The sequence below is a fragment of the Acidovorax sp. Root568 genome, from assembly GCF_001427445.1.
Classification (GTDB): Bacteria; Pseudomonadota; Gammaproteobacteria; order Burkholderiales; family Burkholderiaceae_C; genus Acidovorax; species Acidovorax delafieldii.
On the sequence record NZ_LMGP01000017.1, the window covers coordinates 299,885 to 318,892 of the forward strand.

General features: G+C 67.3%; 19 protein-coding genes. 15 read left to right on the forward strand and 4 right to left on the reverse strand.

Translation table 11 applies throughout. From position 1 onward, the window contains the following. Positions 1-8: 8 nt before the first annotated feature. The 6 genes from cobO to ASD75_RS17600 all read left to right on the forward strand — a co-directional run bounded on the left by cobO (position 9) and on the right by ASD75_RS17600 (position 5,325). Positions 9-578 carry a cob(I)yrinic acid a,c-diamide adenosyltransferase gene (gene cobO, locus ASD75_RS17575; RefSeq protein WP_056747164.1) on the forward strand — a complete coding sequence of 190 codons (570 nt, stop codon included), beginning with the start codon at positions 9-11 and terminating at the stop codon, positions 576-578. A 69-nt stretch (positions 579-647) separates the two neighbouring features. Then, the gene (gene cbiB / locus ASD75_RS17580; RefSeq protein WP_056747223.1) at positions 648-1,589 is read left to right on the forward strand and encodes an adenosylcobinamide-phosphate synthase CbiB; all 942 of its coding nucleotides are present in this window, start codon (positions 648-650) and stop codon (positions 1,587-1,589) included. Next, positions 1,586-2,665, forward strand: a complete 1,080-nt coding sequence (locus tag ASD75_RS17585) for an aminotransferase class I/II-fold pyridoxal phosphate-dependent enzyme (RefSeq protein WP_056747165.1) — start codon at positions 1,586-1,588, stop codon at positions 2,663-2,665. Before cbiB ends, ASD75_RS17585 begins: the two co-directional genes overlap by 4 nt. Next, positions 2,662-3,456, forward strand: a complete 795-nt coding sequence (locus ASD75_RS17590; RefSeq protein WP_056064333.1) for a HipA family kinase — start codon at positions 2,662-2,664, stop codon at positions 3,454-3,456. The genes ASD75_RS17585 and ASD75_RS17590 overlap by 4 nt, the downstream gene beginning before the upstream one ends. Then, a complete protein-coding gene (locus ASD75_RS17595) occupies positions 3,443-3,835 on the forward strand; it encodes a DUF3037 domain-containing protein (RefSeq protein WP_055395250.1) in 393 nt (130 codons plus the stop codon). Before ASD75_RS17590 ends, ASD75_RS17595 begins: the two co-directional genes overlap by 14 nt. 35 nt (positions 3,836-3,870) lie before the next feature. Next, positions 3,871-5,325 carry a cobyric acid synthase gene (locus tag ASD75_RS17600; RefSeq protein WP_056747166.1) on the forward strand — a complete coding sequence of 485 codons (1,455 nt, stop codon included), beginning with the start codon at positions 3,871-3,873 and terminating at the stop codon, positions 5,323-5,325. A 31-nt stretch (positions 5,326-5,356) separates the two neighbouring features. Here ASD75_RS17600 and ASD75_RS17605 read toward each other — a convergent pair whose 3' ends face one another. Further along, the gene (locus tag ASD75_RS17605; RefSeq protein WP_056747167.1) at positions 5,357-6,145 is read right to left on the reverse strand and encodes a class I SAM-dependent methyltransferase; all 789 of its coding nucleotides are present in this window, start codon (positions 6,143-6,145) and stop codon (positions 5,357-5,359) included. On the opposite strand from ASD75_RS17605, the gene cobT reads away from it, so the two are divergent. Beyond that, on the forward strand, positions 6,144-7,208 hold the full coding sequence (gene cobT, locus ASD75_RS17610; RefSeq protein ID WP_056747168.1) for a nicotinate-nucleotide--dimethylbenzimidazole phosphoribosyltransferase: 1,065 nt from the start codon (positions 6,144-6,146) through the stop codon (positions 7,206-7,208). The two genes, ASD75_RS17605 and cobT, sit on opposite strands and share 2 nt — an antisense overlap. A 21-nt stretch (positions 7,209-7,229) precedes the next feature. Here cobT and ASD75_RS17615 read toward each other — a convergent pair whose 3' ends face one another. Further along, the gene (locus ASD75_RS17615) at positions 7,230-8,363 is read right to left on the reverse strand and encodes a GGDEF domain-containing protein (RefSeq protein ID WP_235511649.1); all 1,134 of its coding nucleotides are present in this window, start codon (positions 8,361-8,363) and stop codon (positions 7,230-7,232) included. A 249-nt stretch (positions 8,364-8,612) separates the two neighbouring features. On the opposite strand from ASD75_RS17615, the gene ASD75_RS17620 reads away from it, so the two are divergent. The 6 genes from ASD75_RS17620 to ASD75_RS17645 all read left to right on the forward strand — a co-directional run bounded on the left by ASD75_RS17620 (position 8,613) and on the right by ASD75_RS17645 (position 14,592). Continuing rightward, complete coding sequence (locus tag ASD75_RS17620; RefSeq protein WP_056747169.1) at positions 8,613-9,707, forward strand: ABC transporter ATP-binding protein; 1,095 nt, start codon at positions 8,613-8,615, stop codon at positions 9,705-9,707. Positions 9,708-9,769: 62 nt separating this feature from the next. After that, positions 9,770-11,062 (forward strand): PotD/PotF family extracellular solute-binding protein, encoded by a 1,293-nt coding sequence (locus ASD75_RS17625; protein ID WP_056747170.1) that lies wholly within the window; start codon positions 9,770-9,772, stop codon positions 11,060-11,062. 182 nt (positions 11,063-11,244) lie between these two features. After that, a complete protein-coding gene (locus ASD75_RS17630; protein WP_056064316.1) occupies positions 11,245-12,156 on the forward strand; it encodes an ABC transporter permease in 912 nt (303 codons plus the stop codon). Position 12,157: 1 nt separating this feature from the next. After that, a complete protein-coding gene (locus ASD75_RS17635; protein WP_056747171.1) occupies positions 12,158-13,045 on the forward strand; it encodes an ABC transporter permease in 888 nt (295 codons plus the stop codon). Between the two features lie 13 nt (positions 13,046-13,058). Beyond that, positions 13,059-13,823 carry a GntR family transcriptional regulator gene (locus tag ASD75_RS17640; protein WP_056747172.1) on the forward strand — a complete coding sequence of 255 codons (765 nt, stop codon included), beginning with the start codon at positions 13,059-13,061 and terminating at the stop codon, positions 13,821-13,823. Between the two features lie 22 nt (positions 13,824-13,845). Next, positions 13,846-14,592: an aspartate/glutamate racemase family protein gene (locus tag ASD75_RS17645; protein ID WP_056747173.1), complete on the forward strand. Its 747-nt coding sequence runs from the start codon at positions 13,846-13,848 to the stop codon at positions 14,590-14,592. A gap of 136 nt (positions 14,593-14,728) precedes the next feature. On the opposite strand, the gene nth is transcribed toward ASD75_RS17645, so the two are convergent. Next, on the reverse strand, positions 14,729-15,367 hold the full coding sequence (gene nth, locus ASD75_RS17650) for an endonuclease III (RefSeq protein ID WP_056065129.1): 639 nt from the start codon (positions 15,365-15,367) through the stop codon (positions 14,729-14,731). Between the two features lie 2 nt (positions 15,368-15,369). Beyond that, entirely contained in the window at positions 15,370-16,335 is a 966-nt protein-coding gene (locus tag ASD75_RS17655) for a LysR family transcriptional regulator (protein WP_056747174.1), read from the reverse strand. Between the two features lie 123 nt (positions 16,336-16,458). Here ASD75_RS17655 and ASD75_RS17660 point away from each other — a divergent pair, with 123 nt between their 5' ends. Together ASD75_RS17660 and ASD75_RS17665 are read left to right on the forward strand one after the other, a co-directional pair. After that, positions 16,459-17,931, forward strand: coding sequence for an amidase (locus ASD75_RS17660; RefSeq protein ID WP_156401047.1), 1,473 nt, complete (start codon positions 16,459-16,461; stop codon positions 17,929-17,931). A gap of 89 nt (positions 17,932-18,020) precedes the next feature. Beyond that, entirely contained in the window at positions 18,021-18,998 is a 978-nt protein-coding gene (locus ASD75_RS17665; RefSeq protein ID WP_056747176.1) for a tripartite tricarboxylate transporter substrate binding protein, read from the forward strand. The last annotated feature ends 10 nt before the right edge of the window (positions 18,999-19,008 follow it).

Below are 19,008 nucleotides of genomic sequence, written 5' to 3' on the forward strand. Positions count from 1 at the left end.
TCGACACCATGCAGATCGAAACCCCGCCCACCGAAAAACGCTACGAAAAACCCGAGGGCGAACGCCGGGGCCTTGTCATCGTCAACACCGGCGACGGCAAGGGCAAAAGCACGGCCGCCTTTGGCCTGGCGCTGCGCGCCCATGGTCGGGGCAAGGCCGTGAAGATCTTCCAGTTCATGAAGGTGCCCACCGCGCGCTTTGGCGAGCACCGCATGTTCGAGCAGATCGGCCTGCCCATCGAAGGCCTGGGCGACGGCTTCAGCTGGAAGAGCAAGGACCTGGAGCACTCGGCCCAGCTCGCGCGCGACGGCTGGGAAAAGGCGCGCGCCGCCATCCTGTCGGGCGAGCATTTTCTGGTGGTGCTGGACGAGATCACCTACCCGCTGATCTACGGCTGGCTGCCGCTCGACGGCGTGTTGCAGACCCTGCGCGATCGGCCCAAGGACGTGCACGTGTGCCTCACCGGCCGCCGCTGCCCCCCCGAGATCATCGAGCTGGCCGACACCGTGACCGAGATGCAGTTGATCAAGCACGCGTTCAAGGCGGGCATTCCCGCGCAGCGCGGCATCGAAGACTGAGCCACTGTGTCCGAGCACTGGTCCTTGCTACTGCTCCCTGGCCTGGGCTGGCCTGCGGCAGCGGTGTGGATGGGCGTGCCGTTGCTGGCATTGGCCATTGACTGGTGGTTGGGGGAGCCGCCCGCCCGCTGGCACCCGGTGGTGTGGATGGGCACGGCCTTGCACTGGGGGGGCGAGCGGGTGGCCCCGCTGACGCCTGTGGCACAGGACTTTCGGCGTTTTTGGCTGGGGGCGCTAGTGTGGATTGCCTTGGCTGCTATTGTTTTGATAGTTTCCTGGTGGTTGCAGCACCTGGCGTTGACGCTGATGGGTTGGCTTGCCCTCGGCATGCTGGCGCTGCTGCTCAAGCCCCTGCTGGCCTGGCGCATGCTGCACGACGAGGTGCTGGCAGTGGAAGTGGCGCTGGGCCAGTCGCTGCCCGCCGGGCGCGCGCAGCTGGCTCGCTTGGTGAGCCGGGACGTGAGCGCTCTCACCGCCGTGCAGGTGCGCGAGTCGGCCATCGAGTCGCTGGCCGAGAACCTCAACGATTCCGTGGTGGCGCCGCTGTTCTGGTTTGCGCTGCTGGGCCTGCCAGGGGCTGCGCTGTACCGCCTGGCCAACACGGCCGATGCCATGTGGGGTTACCCCGGCATGCGCAGCGGGCGCTACTGGCAATGGGCGGGCAAGTGGGCGGCGCGGGCGGACGATGTGCTGTCTTGGGTGCCGGCCCGCATCACCGCCTTGTTGCTGGCGATGGTCGCCAGGGGACTGCCGTTCGCTGCACTGGCCCGCCAGGCGCGCAAGACGCCATCGCCCAACAGCGGCTGGCCCATGGCGGCCATGGCACTGGCGTTGAACGTGCGCTTGGCCAAGCCTGGGGTGTACACACTCCACAGCAAGGGCCGCCGGGCGGGGCCGCTCGATACGCGGCGCGCTGCACGCCTGGGCACGCAGGTGGTGCTGGCCATGGTGCCCGTGGTGGCGGGCCTGCAGTTGCTGGTGCTGGTGGTGTTTGCTTGGGCGCATGCATGAGCTCGCCGCGTCGTTTCTCTGCGCCCACGCCGTTGCACGGTGGCCCGGACGCCGCGGGCGTTCCGGTGTTTGATTTCTCGACCAACAGCAACGCCTGCGGGCCATGCCCCGAGGCGCTGCACGCCGTGCAGGCGGCCGACGCCACGCGCTACCCCGACCCCGCCTACACGGCGCTGCGCGAGGCCCTCGGCGCCTTCCATGGCGTGGTGCCGGGGCGCATCGTGCTGGCCGCGAGTGCCAGCGAGTTCATCCACCGCATCACCGCGCTGGCCGCACAGCAGGGCGCGGTGCAGGTAGCTGTGCCGCCACACAGCTATGGCGACTACGCCCAGGCCGCGCAGGTGCGCGGGCTGGAGGTGCTGCGGGGCGGCGGCGCCGCAGCGGGCCTGCAATGGGCGTGCGAGCCCTCCAGCCCTCTGGGTGTGGAAGATCCCTCGTTGCGCGGTTGGCGACAAAGCGATGCCGACGTTGCCTGGCGTGTGCTCGACTGCGCGTATGTCCCCCTGCGGCTCGGCGCGGAGGGCGCATGGGCTGGCGCGCCGTCGCCGCTCATGCCTTCGGCCTGCTGGCAGCTCTGGACCCCCAACAAGGCCCTGGGGCTGACGGGTGTACGTGCCGCCTATGCGATTGCGCCGCCAGACTGTGAAGAGCAGGCGCTGGGGCTGACGGCCCTGGCGTCTTCCTGGCCTGTGGGCGCCCACGGCGTGGCACTGCTGCAGGCGTGGACGCAGACCACCGTGCAGCAATGGCTGGTGCACAGCCTGCGCACTCTGGGCGATTGGAAGGCGCGCCAGTTGGCCTTGTGCACCGACCTGGGCTGGGCTGTGCACGCGGGCAGCCTGGCCAACTATTTCTGCGTGCAGCCTGCCACCCACACGTTGCAGAGCGATCTGGCTGCGCTGCGCGCCAGTGGCATCAAGCTGCGCGATGCGGCTTCGTTCGGCCTGCCCGGCACCGTGCGCCTGGGGGTGCTGGCGCCCTCCGCACAAGATGCGCTGCAGGCCGCATGGCAGGCCGTCTTGGGCCCTGCGGGCCGTACCATCCCGCATTCCATCGGATCGAGGGAGACCTTGTGAGAACCATCACCGTCAATCGCTACGTCACGCCGCTGCGTGAAGGTGGCTCCATGCCCGCCATCGTCGAGGGCGACGACCTGGGCACCTACGTGCTCAAGTTCCGTGGCGCAGGGCAGGGCGTGCGCGCACTGCTGGCCGAGATCATTGCGGGCGGCATCGCCCGTGCGCTGGGCCTGCCCGTGCCCGAGATCGTGCTGGCCCAGCTCGACCCCGCCCTGGCGCAGACCGAGCCCGATCCCGAAATCCAGGACCTGGTACGGGCCAGCGGTGGCCTGAACGTGGGGCTGGATTACCTGTCGGGCGCGCTCAATTTCGACCCGGCGGTGGATGTCGTGTCGGATGATTTCGCATCACGCCTCGTGTGGTTCGACGCGCTGGTGGGCAATGTGGACCGCACTGCGCGCAACACCAATCTGCTGATGTGGCACCGCCAGCCCTGGCTCATCGACCACGGTGCGGCGCTCACCTTTCACCATGCATGGAACGGCACGGTGGCCCTGCCCGCCAAACCCTTTGCGCCCATTGCCGACCATGTGCTGCTGGCCCGGGCCACGCTGCTCGCGCAGGTGGATGCCGAGCTGGCCGCGCGCCTCACGCCCGAGGTGGTGGCGGGCATCCTGGCCGAGGTGCCCGACGAGTTTTTGGTGCTGGCCGGTGTAGATCACGAAGAAGGCCTGCTGACCGCTGCCGCCACCCACCGCCAGGCCTATGTGGACTACTTCTGCGCCCGCCTGGCCGGGCGCGCCACCTGGGTGAATGCACTGAAGGAGGCCGTCGATGCACGCGCCTGAGGTGTATGACTACGCCATCGTGCGCGTGGTGCCGCGCGTGGAGCGCGAGGAATTCATCAACGCGGGCGTGATCCTGTCGTGCCAGCGCACCGGCTTTCTCCAGGCTGCCATCGCGCTCGATGAAGCGCGCCTGCTGGCCATGGACCCGCACGCCGACATCGATACCGTGCGCCGCCATCTGGCCGCCATCGTGGCCATCTGTGCGGGCGACGAAGGCTGTGGCCCCATTGCGCGCCTGCCGTACCGCCAGCGCTTTCACTGGCTCACCGCCAAACGCAGCGCCATCATCCAGACCTCTCCCGTGCACACGGGCCGCTGCACCGATGCGGCTGCAGCACTTGAACACATCATGGACCGCATGGTCCGCCCACTGCCTTGACTGAAAACTCTGCTCCCCAATTGGCCCGTTGTGTGATGGTGCTTGGCACCACCAGCGGCGCCGGCAAAAGCTGGCTCACCACGGCGCTGTGCCGCTACTACAGCAACCAGGGTCTGAAGGTTGCTCCGTTCAAGGCACAGAATATGAGCAACAACGCACGTGTGGTGTCGGGCCCTGCAGGTGTGATGGGTGAAATCGGCAGCGCCCAGTATTTCCAGGCCCTGGCTGCGCGTGCCGAGCCTGAGGTGCGCATGAACCCGCTGCTGCTCAAGCCCGAGGCCGACACGCACAGCCAGGTCGTGCTGATGGGGCAGGTGAGTGCCGAGCTCACGGCCATGCCCTGGCGCGGCCGCAGCGAAAAGGTGTGGCCGCAGATCGCTGCAGCGCTGGATGCACTGCGTGCCGAGAACGACGTGGTGGTGATCGAGGGCGCCGGTTCGCCCGCAGAGATCAACCTGCACGCCAGCGACATCGTCAACATGCGCGTCGCCCGCCATGCCGATGCTCGCTGCCTGCTGGTGACCGACATCGACCGGGGCGGCGCGTTCGCCCACCTGTACGGCACCTGGGCACTGTTGCCCGAGGACGAGCGCGCGCTGGTCCATGGATTTGTGCTCAACAAGTTTCGCGGCGATGCCAGCCTGCTGGCGCCTGCGCCGCAGATGCTGCAAGACCTCACGGGTGTGCCCACCGTGGCCTCCATCCCCATGCAATGGCGCCACGGCCTGCCCGAGGAGGACGGTGTGTTCGATGACCGCACGTTGTCAGCGGGCGCGGTGCACACCACCGTGGCCGTCATCGCCTACCCGCGCATCAGCAACCTGGACGAGTTTCAGCCGCTCAAGAACGTGCCCGGCGTGCGCCTGCTCTGGGCGCGCAGCCCGGCCGACCTGGCGGGCCTCAAGCCCAGCGACTGGGTGGTGCTGCCGGGCTCCAAGTCCACCGCTGCCGACCTGGCGTGGCTGCGCGCGCAAGGGCTGGACCAGGCCATTGCCCATCACGCGGGGCAGGGCGGCACGGTGCTGGGCGTGTGTGGCGGCCTGCAGATGCTGGGCGAGGCATTGATCGACACCGCAGGCATCGACGGCAATGCGCCGGGCCTGGGCCTGCTGCCGCTGGTCACCACCTTCGAGGTTGCCAAGACTGTGCAACGCACCCAGGCGCATTTTGGTGCGGTGTTGGGGGCCTGGGCTGCGCTGGCGGGTGTGTCTGTCACGGGCTACGAAATCCACCACGGCCAGACCGCCCAGCACCCGGCCATGGCTGCCAAGGGCGATGTGGCGCGCGAGGTCATCCCCGGCATCGCCTGGCAGAACCCGGCAGGCAACGTACTGGGTGTGTACCTGCACGGCTTGTTCGAGGATGCCGCAGTGCTGCACGCGCTGTTTGGCGCGCAGGTGCCCACGCTGGACAGCGTGTTTGACGGACTCGCAGGCTTCCTGGGCACCAGCTTCACACCGGGCGTGCTGGATGCGCTGGTGGCGCCTTAGCACGCCGGATACCGTGGCGCCATTCAGCCCCTCACACCCGTTCGCAGTGGCAGGCGAGGGTGGTGTACGGAAAGCGCACGGTGTCCTGCCCGCGCAGCGCGGGGTGTCGGGCTATCAAAGCCTCGATCTGGGCACGCACCTTGGCGCGTTCAGCATCTGGCAGGGCCGCGATGAAGCTGATCGACATGAATCGGTCCACGATGACCTGCTGGGGTGGCCCCACATGCTCGTGGGTCAGCCGGGTCTCGACCAACGGGCCGAAACCGGGGTGTGGAAAGGGTTTGCGCCAGTCGCCCTTGTAGAAGCGCGGGGCATCGCCTTCGTAGGGCGTGATGATGGTGGTGAGCTCGGCCACCCAGTCCACCGACTCATCGCGCACATTCCACACCAGTCCCAGCTTGCCGCCCGGCCGCAGCACGCGGTGGAATTCGTCCAGGGCTTTGCGGGTGGCAAACCAGTGGAAGGCCTGTGCACAGACCACGGCATCCAGCGTGCCGGACGGCAGCGGAATGGCCTGTGCCGTGCCCGCCACGGCGCGCACCGTGGGCAGTTGCAACGCTTCGATCTTGGCGCGCATGGCGTCCACGGGCTCAACGCCCACCACCGTGGCCCCAGTGGTCGCAAGCAGTGCGGTGAACTTGCCAGTGCCCGCACCCACATCGGCCACCTCGCGACCGGGGCCCAGTCCCAACGTCTGTGCCAGCCAGGCCGACAGCGCCGCCGGGTAGTCCGGCCTGCCGCGCGCGTAGGCCTGCGCTTCTTTTTCAAAACCCTGCTGTGCCGCTTTGTGCACGGCGTTCTTTGTGTTCTCCATCACCATGACCTCACCTTTCGTACTTCCATCCGTTGCTGACCTGCATGATGCCGCGTTGGCCAGCCGCCTGCAGCACGTCATTGACCACAAGACCAAGCCCTTGGGCTCGCTGGGCCTGCTGGAGCGCCTGGCGCTGCGCCTGGGCGTGATCCTGGGCACCGAATCCCCCGCGCTGCATGCTCCCCAGATGCTGGTGTGCGCCGGCGACCATGGCCTGGCCGCGCGGGGTGTCTCGGCGTTCCCGAGCGATGTGACCTGGCAGATGGTGGAGAACTTTCTGGCGGGTGGCGCGGCCGTGAGTGTGCTCGCGCGCCAGCATGGCCTGGGCCTCACGGTGGTGGACTGTGGTGTGGCCAAGCCGATTGCTGCGCGCGATGCAGCGCCCGGCCAGCCGCGCTTGTTGCTGCGCAAGGTGGCACCTGGCACGCAGGATGCCTCCGTCGGCCCAGCCATGAGTGCCGAGCAATGCGCCCAGGCGCTGGCCAACGGGGTGGAGGTGGTGCGTGCCCTGCCAGGCAACGCCTTGCTGCTGGGCGAGATGGGGATTGCCAACACCTCGGTGGCATCACTGCTGCTGGCGCGCCTGGCGGGGCTGCCGCTGGCCGAGGTGACGGGCGCGGGCACGGGGCTGGATGCTGCGGGCATCGAACGCAAGCGCTTGGTGCTGCAGCAGGCGCTGGATGCCAATGCGGGCGCCACCAGCCCGCTGGAGGCCCTGGCTGCCCTGGGGGGCTACGAGGTGGCCACGCTGGTGGGCGCAGTGCTGCAGGCAGCGGCCGAGCGGCGCGTGATTGTGGTGGACGGCTTCATCACCAGCGCGGCCGTGCTGGTGGCCAGCCGCATCGCGCCGCAGGTGCTGCAGCGCTGCGTGTTTGCCCACCGTTCGGGCGAACGGGGCCACAGCCTGATGCTGGCGCAGATGCAGGCAGAGCCTCTGCTGGACCTGGGCTTGCGCCTGGGCGAGGGATCGGGCGCGGCGCTGGCCTGGCCGTTGCTGCAATCGGCCTGCGCCGTGCTGCGCGAGATGGCGAGTTTTGAATCGGCTGGCGTGGCGACGCAGACGGCCTGAGCCGCCCTGCTTGGGCAGGCTCTAGCCCACCACGGTCTGGTTGCGGCCTTCTTCCTTGGCGCGGTACAGCGCGGCGTCGGCGCGGGAGAGCATCGCGTCCAGGGTCTCGTGTGACCCGGACCAGCTGGTCAGCCCGATGCTCACCTCGCAGTCCAGCGGGTGCCCCGAGGCCAGCGTGGCGTGGATGCGCTGGGCCACGGCCAGGGCCGCTTGCGCGTCGGCTCCCGGCAGCAGCACCAGAAATTCCTCGCCCCCGTAGCGACCCAGGCGGTCGGCGCGGCGCAGCACCTGGCGGGTGCGCTCGGCAAAGTGCACCAACACCGCATCGCCGTGCTGGTGGCCGCGCGTGTCGTTCACCGCCTTGAAGTTGTCCAGGTCCACCATCATGATGGACGGACCGCCGCCGTAGCGCTGTGCGCGCTCCAGCTCGTCCTCGCAGCGCTGCAGCAAGGCACGGCGGTTGAGGGTTTGGGTCAGCGAGTCATAGGTGGCCAGATGCTCCAGCTCGGTGCGCAAGCGGTCTGTGGCCATCAGCACCGCGCCAATGGACAACATCAGCACGGTGAGCGCATAGGCACCGATGTACAGGGTCTGGAACAGCGAGGGCTCCATCAGGTCGTTGCCCGCGTGCCCTGCCAGTATCGAACCCAGCCTGACCCCCAGTACCAGCATGTGCAGGCCCAGCATCATCTCCACCAGCCGCACCGGGAAGTTGCGCCCCCCGTGGCGCAGCATGAAGCGCAGTTGCGCGGCGTACAGCGCCCCCATCACCACGGTGAAAAACCCCACCCGCACGGCATAGTTGGGCCACCCGTAGGTCAGCCAGGCAAACACCACCGTGGTGCCGGCCATCACCCAGTTCCAGGTGCGCCAGGTGGCGGGCTGGCCCATGAACTGGCGGGTGCCCATGTAATAAGTGACCGAGCCCAGCACCAGCAGCTGGTTGGCCAGCACCAGGCCCAGCCAGTCGGGGATGGCGCCACGCGCGCCAAACAGCACGGTGGACAGTAGCCACAGCAATGGCGCCGCCGCCCATCCGCCCACGCCCCGGATGCTGGGCGGGTAGTGCCGCCGCATGAACAGCAGCACCAGGGCCATGACGGCAGACATGAAGCCCGCCAGGGCGATCATGGAGCGCGGGTCGAGGTTCGTCATGCGGCAGGCAAGAGGAGGGGGAGGGACGTGCCGACGTAATAAATTGTTTCAAAGGCGAAGCCAGTATAGCCACGCACCCGCAGTGCTCAGCGCTGTTTCGGTGCATGGTTTGCCCGAGGTTGGACCAGGGGCTGCGCGGGCGTGGACCGGTATGGGGCGGCAATGTGCGCCGTGTTGGTGCATTTTGTATGCAAAGTTCATAAAACATTGTGTACAAAGTTGGCATGCGCCTTGCGTAGGGCATACGCCATGCAAAGCACCCACCCTGCGCCCACCTCCGCCGCCATTGAAATCGTGGCGCTGACCAAACGCTACGCCCAAGGCAAGCCCGCCGTGGATGCGATCAACCTGCGCATTGCCAGCGGCAGCTACTGCTGCCTGCTGGGGCCTTCGGGCTGCGGCAAGAGCACCACCCTGCGCATGATCGCCGGGCACGAGTCGGTGACCAGCGGCGACATCCTGCTGGAGAACCGCAACATCACCGACCTGCCCGCCGCCGCACGCGGCACGGCCATGATGTTCCAGAGCTTTGCGCTGTTTCCGCACCTCTCGGCGCTCGATAACGTGGCCTTCAGCCTGAAGATGAAAGGCGTGACCAAGGCCGAACGCCAGGCCAAGGCGCGCGACCTGCTGGAGCGCGTGGCTCTGGGTCACCTGGCCGAGCGCAAGCCTGCAGAACTCTCCGGTGGGCAGCAGCAGCGCGTGGCGCTGGCGCGGGCCCTGATCACCCAGCCGCGCGTGCTGCTGCTCGATGAGCCGCTGTCCGCGCTCGACCCTTTTCTGCGCATCCAGATGCGCGCCGAGCTGCGCCGCTGGCAAAAAGAGCTGGGCCTGACCTTCATCCATGTGACCCACAGCCAGGAAGAAGCCATGGCCCTGGCCGACACCATGGTGGTGATGAACCACGGCGTGATCGAGCAGGTGGGCAGCCCGCACGAGGTCTACAACCGGCCCGCCAGCGAATTCGTGGCGCGCTTCATGGGCGGGCACAACGTGATCGACACACCCGAAGGCAAGGTGGGCGTACGCACCGACCACCTGCAGATTGCCCCCGCCAGTGCCGAGCTGCCCTGGGGCGCCCAGCGCATGCAGGCCGTGGTGACCGATGTGGAATACCAAGGCACCTATGTGCTGGTGGGTCTGCAAAAGCACGGCGCAGTTCTGTCGGCCAACGCCACGGCAGCGTATTCGGTGATGGTGTCCGAGGCCGCCTTTGCTGCGCAGCCCTACCAGGTGGGGCAGGGCGTGCAACTGCACTGGACTCCTGACCAGGCGCACCCGCTCTCCCAGCCTGCTGTCGCATCACTGGCGGTGGCCGCTCCCGCAGTGGCCGTCGCCGCCTGACCGCGTCGCCACGTCCGCTTTTTTTTCCACCCGTCCCCTTCCGCAACCCAAGGAGTTTTCCCATGTCCGATGCTTCCCGTGCTGATTCCCCTGTTGTTGTCTCCGATGCCACTGGTGTGGCTCGCCGCTCGCTGCTCAAGGGCACGGCGGGCATCCTGGCCGCTGGCATGTTCCCGGCCGTGCATTCGCAGGAAAAGATCGTGCTGCGCTACCTGGGAACGGCGGTGAACCAGGACAAAGCGATTGCCGAGAAGTTCAAGGCCGACACCGGCATCGAGATCCAGTACGTGGCCGTGACCACCGACGACGTGACCAAGCGCGCCGTCACCGCGCCCAACAGCTTTGACCTGATCGACACCGAGTACTTCTCGCTGAAAAAGATCGTACCCACGGGCAACCTCAAGGGCATCGACACCAAGCGCATCAAGAACGCCGACAAGATCACCACGCTGTTCACTACCGGCCAGGTGGCTGGCAAAGCCGTGGGCGACCAGGGCACCGCACCCAAGAAGGTGATCTACCTGGAAGGTGAAAAGTCCAAGAAGTTCGCGACCGCGCCCACGCAGTTCATGAGCCTGATCCCCACCGTGTACAACGCCGACACGCTGGGCATCCGCCCCGACCTGATCAAGCGCCCGATCAACTCGTGGGCCGAGCTGCTCAACCCCGAGTTCAAGGGCAAGACCGCGATTTTGAACATCCCCTCCATCGGCATCATGGACGCCGCCATGGTGGTCGAGGCCATGGGCCTCTACAAGTACCCCGACAAGGGCAACATGACCAAGAAGGAGATTGATCTCACGATCAAGACCCTGATCGAGGCCAAGAAGCAGGGCCAGTTCCGCGCGCTGTGGAAGGACTTCAACGAGTCGGTCAATCTCATGGCATCGGGCGAGGTGGTGATCCAGTCGATGTGGAGCCCGGCTGTCACGGCCGTGCGCACCAAGGGCATCGCCTGCAACTTCCAGCCCCTGAAGGAAGGCTATCGCGCCTGGGCCGCCGGCTTTGGCCTGCCCGCCACGCTGAGCGGCCGCAAGCTCGATGGCGCGTACGAGTTCATCAACTGGTTCCTCGACGGCTGGGCCGGTGCCTACCTGAACCGCCAGGGCTACTACAGCGCCGTGCTGGAGACCGCCAAGTCCAAGATGGAAGCCTACGAGTGGGCCTACTGGATGGAAGGCAAGCCCGCCACGCAGGACATCAAGAGCCCCAATGGCGACGTGCTGGCCAAGGCCGGTGCAGTGCGCGACGGCGGCAGCTACGAGTCGCGCATGGGCGGCATCGCTTGCTGGAACGCGCTGATGGACGAGAACAACTACATGGTGCAGAAGTGGAATGAGTTCGTCGCGGCGTAAGGAGTGCACCCCCTGAGGCGCTGCGCGCCTTCACCCCTCTCTCGACCCGCTGCGCGGTTCGGGAGGGGGACGCCCCCGGTGCGGCGGGGCGGCCCTTGCACGGGGGCACTGGTCTTGGGCAGCGTCAGTCTCAAGAGCAAGCGTTGAACGGTAGACCTTTGAATTCATTGATTGCAAACACCATGAGCACGACCACACAGTCCTTACCTGCTGCAGCTGTCCCCGGCCGCAGCATTGCCGCCTGGTGGCAGGCTGCGCCGTTCACGCTGGTGTTCGCGCTGTTTTTTCTGATTCCGCTGGCGCTGATCGTGATGGTCAGCTTCTGGGACTTCAACGAGTACGAGCTGTTGCCCGGCTTCACGTTCAAGAACTACGTGTCTATCTTCGCGGGCTGTGGCGATGCGTCGGAGGGCCTGTGTGTCACGCTCAAGACGTATTACTCCACGCTCAAGTTCAGCTTTCTGGTGTGGCTGATCACGCTGGTGATCGGCTTCACCGTGGCCTATTTTTTGGCTTTCCATGTGCGCTCTTCGGGCATGCAAACGCTGCTGTTCGTGCTGTGCACCATCCCGTTCTGGACATCGAACGTGATCCGCATGATCTCGTGGGTGCCGCTGCTGGGGCGCAATGGGCTGGTCAACCAGACGCTGATGGGCATGAACCTGATCGAGACGCCTGTGGAGTGGCTGCTGTTCTCGGACTTCTCGGTGGTGCTGGCCTTCGTGCACCTGTACACCATGTTCATGATCGTGCCCATCTTCAACAGCATGATGCGCATCGACCGCAGCCTCATCGAGGCGGCCAGCGACAGCGGCGCGAGTGGCTGGCAGACGCTGTGGAACGTGATCGTGCCGTTGTCGCGCACCGGCATCATCATCGGATCGATCTTTGTGATCACCATCGTCATGGGCGATTTCGTGACCATCGGCGTGATGGGCGGGCAGCAGATCGCGTCCATCGGCAAGATCATCCAGGTGCAGACGTCCTACCTGCAGTTCCCGCTGGCGGCGGCCAATGCGGTGATCCTGCTGGCGGTGGTGCTGATGATCATCTGGGGCCTCACACGCCTCGTCGACATTCGCAAGGAGCTGTGAGATGAAAGTCCGTGAATCTCGTCCCGCCAGCTTCTGGCCCCTGGCCATCTTCTTTGCGCTGTTCGTGCTGTTCATGTACGGGCCCATGTTCGTCATCTTCATCCTGAGCTTTCAGGGCCCCGATGGCGGGCTGACCTTCCCCATGCGCGGCGTGTCGCTGCACTGGTTCTCCAAGCTGGCCGAAGGGCTGGGCGTGGTGGACATCGGGGCGGCGCTGTGGCGCTCGCTAGGCCTGGGCGTGGCGGTGATGCTGTGCACGGTGGTGTTGTCGGTGCTGGCGGGCCTGGCCTTTCGGAAGCGGCTGGCGGGTGGCAACACGCTGTTCTTCATCGTCGTGGCCAGCCTCATCATGCCGTCCATCATCGTCTCGCTGGGCATCGGGCTGGAGTTCCGGCTCATCGACAACGGCATCAAGGCGGCGCTGGAATGGCTGGGCATGGAGAGTGCGCTGGAGGGCTATGGCACGTCACTGGGCCTGTTCACGTCGGCCCTGGGCGCACACCTGACCTGGACGCTGCCGTTCGGCCTGCTCATCATGTTTGCGGTGTTCAACCGTTTCAACCCCGCTTATGAAGAAGCCGCGCGCGACCTGGGCGCCACGCCCTGGCAGGGCTTTGCGCATGTGGTGCTGCCGTTGATTGCGCCCTCGGTCGTGGGCATTGGCATGTTCGGCTTTACGCTCAGCTGGGACGAGATCGCCCGCACCTCGCAGGCCATTGGCGACGTGAACACGCTGCCGCTGGAGCTGCAGGGCCTGACCAGCACGGTGACCACGCCGTCCATCTACGCACTGGGCACGCTGACCACGGTGGTGTCGTTCATCGTCATGGGCATCACGCTGGCGCTGGTGTGGGCATTGGGCCGCAGGCGCAAGGGCCGTTCGGGGTAAAAACGGCACCCTTATGACGACCACCCTCCCCAAGCCCCGGCGCGCGCGCGCTGCGGTCACCGAACCGCCCGTGCAGCCCGACACGACCGGCCAGCTCAGCGACAACGACATGTACGACCGCATGGTGTCGGCCATCCTCGACCACCGGCTACCACCCGGCACCAAGCTGGTGGAGGACAAGCTGGCGGCTGCCTTTGGCGTGTCCCGCACCCGCGTGCGGCCCGTGCTGGTGCGGCTGGCCAACGAGCAGGTCGTCACGCTCACGCCCAACCGGGGCGCATCCATTGCCCAGCCCACGCCGCAAGAGGCGCTGGAGGTGTTCGAGGCTCGCCGCCTGCTGGAGCCGCGCCTGGTGGAGCTGTTCATCGCCAACGCCACCGACGCTGACATTGCCGCGCTGCGCACCTGCATCGACGACGAAGAGGCCGCCCGCGCCAGTGGTGACATGCGCCGCGCCATCCGCCTGTCGGGCGACTTTCACCTGCACATCGCACAAGCGGCAGGGCACCAGACGCTGGGGCGCATCCTGCGCGAGCTGGTGTCGCGCACCTCGCTCATCCTGATGACCTATAGCCCCAGCCACGCCCAAACCCGCGAAGAGGCCACGGCCTGCGGCTGCCGCGAACACCGGGCGCTGATCGACGCCATCCGCCTGCGGGACGCGCGCGAGGCGCCCCGGCTGATGCTGGCCCACCTGGCGCGGATCGAGTCGCAGCTGGAGTTCACGCCGCCTGCGGCAGAGGCGCCCGATCTGGCGCGGTTGCTGGGCGGGGTCTGACGGTTTTTTCACACGCTTGCCCATGCGCCAACTGCTCGTCATCAACCCCAACATGTCGGCCCATGTCAGTGCCTTGCTGCTGCGGCATGTGCAGGGGGCTGCGGGCTCGCATGTGGCGGTGCGCACGGCCACGGCCCGCTTTGGCGCACCGTACATCGCGTGCGAGGCGAGCTATGCCGTGGCGGCCCACGCCGCGCTCGATGTGTGGGCGCATGAGATCGCACAGCCCCAGACCCCGCCCGACGCGGTGCTGATCGGCTGCTTTGGCGACCCCGGCCTGATGGCGCTGCGCGAGAGCAGTCCGGTGCCCGTCACCGGCCTGGCCGAAGCGTCATTCATCGAGGCTGCGCGCCACGGCCGCTTTGCCATCGTCACCGGCGGCGAGCGCTGGGGCCCCATGCTGCAGCGCCTGGCCCAGGCGCTGGGCCACGCCCACGCACTGGCAGGCATTCACACCGTCGCCCCCACCGGGGCGCAACTGGCCGCAGACCCCGAGGCGGCCCGCGCATTGCTGGCCCAGGCCTGCAGGGACGTGGTGCGGCAGATGGGGGTGCAGGCCGTCATTTTGGGTGGGGCGGGGCTGGCAGGCATGGCTGCCGCCGTGCAGCCGCAGGTGTCGGTGCCCGTGATCGACAGCGTGGTGGCCGGTGCCACTTGGGCGCTGCGCGCGCACCCCGTGCCGCCGGAGCGCAAGGTGGCTGGGTTTGATGTGGCCTGGGTGGGGGTGTCGCAGGAAATGGCGGCGCTGGGCACCCGCTGCGTTGGCTGACCCGGCCTTGTGGGCTGGCGGTTGCGCAAGGGCTGGGAATCTTCGCCAGAGCGCAGGTTTTGAGTGTTTTGGCTGGATGCGCTAGAAGAATATGCGCTGGTTGCTATGAAATTTGAAGCGCTGTGCTTTCTGCGCGTTAAGGCGCCAGCGTCTTCGGCCGGTAGTCGCAATACTCGCTCACCACACATTCCCAGCAGCGCGGCTTGCGCGCCTGGCACACATAGCGGCCCAGCAGGATGAGCCAGTGGTGCGAGTCCACCGCATAGGCGGCGGGCACGCGCTTCATCAGCTGCAGCTCCACCGCCAGCGGGTTCTTGCCCGGTGCCAGGCCTGTGCGGTTGCTCACGCGAAAGATGTGCGTGTCCACCGCCATCGTGGGCTGGCCAAAGGCCACGTTCAGCACCACGTTGGCCGTCTTGCGGCCCACGCCGGGCAGGGCCTCCAGCGCCTCGCGCGTGCGGGGCACCACGCTGCCGTGCTGCTCCACCAGGATGCGGCAGGTTTCCATCAGGTTCTTGGCCTTGGTGCGGTACAGGCCGATGGTCTTGATGTAGCCCTCTAGCCCCTCCAGTCCCAAATCCAGGATGGCCTGGGGCGTGCCTGCCACAGGGAACAGCTTGCGCGTGGCCTTGTTCACCCCCACGTCAGTGGCCTGGGCCGACAGCAGCACGGCGGCCAGCAGCTCGAACGGAGTGGTGTATTCCAGCTCCGTGTTGGGCATAGGGTTGGCCGCCTTGAGGGTGGCGAAGAAGGGCTCGATCTGGGCGGTTTTCATCATCATCGTTGGCGGGGTGGGGCAGGGGGCTGGCTTCTTTTGGCGGGCGTGGCCGGTGGCGCATTGTCCCGCAGCTGCGCCTGCAGGAACTCCAGGAACATGCGCACGGCAGCGGGCAGGGTGCGGCCGCTCAGGGTCTGCAGCTCGGCGGCGCGGGCGCTCATGCCGGGCTCGCGGATCTGGGCGGCATGCATTTCGCCGCGCTGCACCCGATCGCGCACCGTCACCTCGCCCGAGATGGACAGGCCGCCGCCATGCAGCACAAAGTGCATCAGCGTCTCGAAGTGGTTGCACACCAGGGCGGGCTCAAAGACGAGGCCCCGCTGGCTGCAGCCGATGTCGAACAGCTGGCGCACGGTGTTGTCGCGCTCGGGCAGGGCGATGGGGTAGGCGTGCATCTGCGCCAGCGTGACGGAGTGGGCGCGTGCGAGCGCGTGGTCAGGCCGCATGATGGCAATGACGGGCGCGGCCTGGCGGTGCTGCACGGTGATGTCCCGCTCGGCGGAGCGGCTGTAGGTCAGGCCAATGTCCGCATCGCCGTTGAGCACCGCCACGGTCACAGCTGCGGGGCTGGCCACGCGCAGGTGGAACTGGATGCCGGGGTACTGCAGGCGGAACTGAGCCATCACGCGGGGCAGGAACTCGATGGCAAAACCCGCAGAGCTGCAGATGCGCACCAGCCCCGTGCGCAGGCCCTGCAGCGCCTGGATGTCGGAGACCACGCGGTCGGCCTCCAGCGCGCCGCGCCGCGCATGGGCGGCCAGCAGCTCGCCCGCCGCGCTGGGCGCCATGCCCCGTGGGCGCCGGTCAAACAGCGGCACGCCCAGCAGGTCTTCGAGGGCGGCGACTTGGCGGCTCACGGCCGAAGGCGACACATTGAGGCGCGCGGCGGCCTCGCTGACCGAGCCGCTGCGCACCACCTCCAGAAAGTAGCGCAGCGCCGTGTCCTGCAAGCGGCTGGAAAGCATGGGGGTCTTTCGGGGTGTGGATTGCGTAAAACGCAAAGATAACCCCAGAAATCGTTGATTGTCGAAACGCAGCATGCTGCTTATGCTGACTCACCAATGACACATTCACCGGCCCCAGCCCCCATGCCTCCTGCAAACAGCGTCACCCCGGGTGGCACCCCCAGCCACATCGTGGACTACACGGCCACCGAACTGTCGCGCGCCATCCATGCACGGGAGGTCTCCTGCACCGAGGTGCTGGACGCCTACCTGGCCCAGGTGGACCGGCTGAACCCCGTGGTGAATGCATTGGTGGCGATGGTGGACCGCAACGCCCTGCGCACGCAGGCGTCAGAGCGCGATGCGCAACTGGCGCGCGGCGAGAGCCTGGGCCCTCTGCATGGGTTTCCGCAGGCGCCCAAGGACATCATGCCCGCCGCAGGCATGGTCACCACGCGGGGCTCGCCCATCTTTGCCGGGCAGGTCTCGGCCACCGATGCGGTGGTGTTCGAGCGCATGCGCGCAGGCGGCGCACTGTTCATCGGCCGCAGCAACTCGCCCGAGTTTGGCCTGGGCGGGCACACCTACAACCCGGTGTATGGCACCACGCGCAACGCCCACAACCCGGCAGTGTCGGCAGGCGGCAGCAGTGGCGGCGCTGCCGTGGCAGTGGCCCTGCACATGCTGCCTGTGGCCGATGGCTCGGACATGATGGGCTCGCTGCGCACGCCAGCGGCGTTCAACAACGTATACGGCCTGCGTACCTCGTTCGGCCTGGTGCCGCACGGGCCGACGGAGGAAGTGTTCTTCCAGCAGTTCAGCGTGGCCGGGCCCATGGCGCGCAACATCCCGGACCTGGCGCTGCTGCTGTCGGTGCAGGCAGGTTTTGATGCACGCCTGCCGCTCACGCGGCGCCATGAGGACGTGGCCCTGCTGGGCCAGCCGCTGGAGCGCGACTGGCGCGGTGCGCGCATCGGCTGGCTGGATGACCTGGGCGGCCATTTGCCCACCGAGCCGGGCGTGTTGGCCACCTGCGAGCAGGCGCTGGAACACTTCCGCACGGTGGGTTGCACCGTGGAATCTGTGGCGCCCGCATTCAATCTGGAACAGCTGTGGAACGCATGGATCGACTTGCGCAGCTTCAGCGTGGCAGGGGCCAATGCGGCCTTGTATCGCAACCCGGCCACGCATGCGCTGCTCAAGCCCGAGGCGGTGTGGGAGATCGAGCGTGGCATGCGCCTGACGGCCCTGCAGGTGTACGACGCGGCCCGCGTGCGCAGCGCGTGGTACCAGGTGCTGCGCGGCCTGTTCGAGCAATTCGATTTTCTGGTGTTGCCCGCTGCGCAGGTCTTCCCCTTCGATGCCGGGCTGGACTGGCCCCACGAGGTCGGCGGCCGCACCATGGACACCTACCACCGCTGGATGGAGACCGTGGTGCCCGCCACCATGGCCGGCCTGCCCGCGCTGGCAGCCCCCGCAGGCTTTGGCCCCGGCGGCCTGCCTGCGGGGCTGCAGATCATCGGCCCGGCACAGTCTGACGCCGCCGTGCTGCAGATCGGCCATGCCTACGACCAGGCCAGTGGGTACGCGCGCCAGCGCAGCCCTTTGCTGGGGTGACCTGGGCCTCGCTGCTCGCCATTCCGTCTCCCACCGTGAACCCCCGCTACCCCCCGCTTTTGTCAACGTGCTTTCTGGAGAGCTTCACCATGCTGCGTTCCCGCTTCGTATCGAGTCTTCTGCTCAGCGCCCTGGTGCTGGGCGCGCCCGGCCTGGCGCAGGCACAGACTTACCCCGACCGGCCCATCAAGCTGGTCGTGCCTTTTGCCCCAGGCGGAGCCACCGACATCCTGGGACGTTTGCTGGCTACGGCCCTGGGAGAGCGTCTGGGGCAGCCCATGGTGGTCGAGAACCGGCCCGGCGCGGGCACCGTGGTGGCGGCGTCCATGGTGGCCAAGGCGCCCGCTGACGGGTACACGCTGCTGCTCGGGTCCAACACCACGCTCACCATGAACCCGGCCATCCGCACCAACCTGCCGTACGACCCCATCAAAAGCTTCACGCCCCTGGCCCTGGTGGCCGACATGGGGCTGCTGCTGGTGGCCCACAACGACACCCCGGGGCAGTCGCTCAAGGACATCGTGGCCCAGGCCAAGGCCGCGCCGGACAAGTTCTCGTACGGCTCCTATGGCACGGGCTCGTCGGTGCACTTTGGCGCCGAGATGCTCAAGACCACTGCAGGGTTTCCGATGATGCACGTGCCTTTCAACGGCAGCTCGCCCAGTCTCACGGCGCTAATGGGTGGGCAGGTGCAACTGGCGGTGGACACGGTGGTGGCGTCCACGCCGCTCATCAAGTCCGGCAAGATCAAGGCGATTGCGGCGCTCAGCCCGCAGCGCCTGGCCCTGCTGCCCAATGTGCCCACGGTGGCCGAAAGCGGCTACCCCGGCTTTGACATGGGATCGTGGTTTGCCTTCGTAGGCCCGGCGGGCCTGCCCGCACCCGTGCAGAAGAAACTGGAAAAGGCCCTGGCCGAGACCATGGCCTCGGCGGAGTTCAAGAAGAAGATGGTGGACATCGGCCTGACGCCGCTGGGTGGCAATGGCGACGCGCTGCGCGCGCGCATTGAGCGCGAGCTGCCACTGATGCGTGCCGTGGCGGCACGGGCGGATATCCGGGTGGATTGACGGTCGGCGC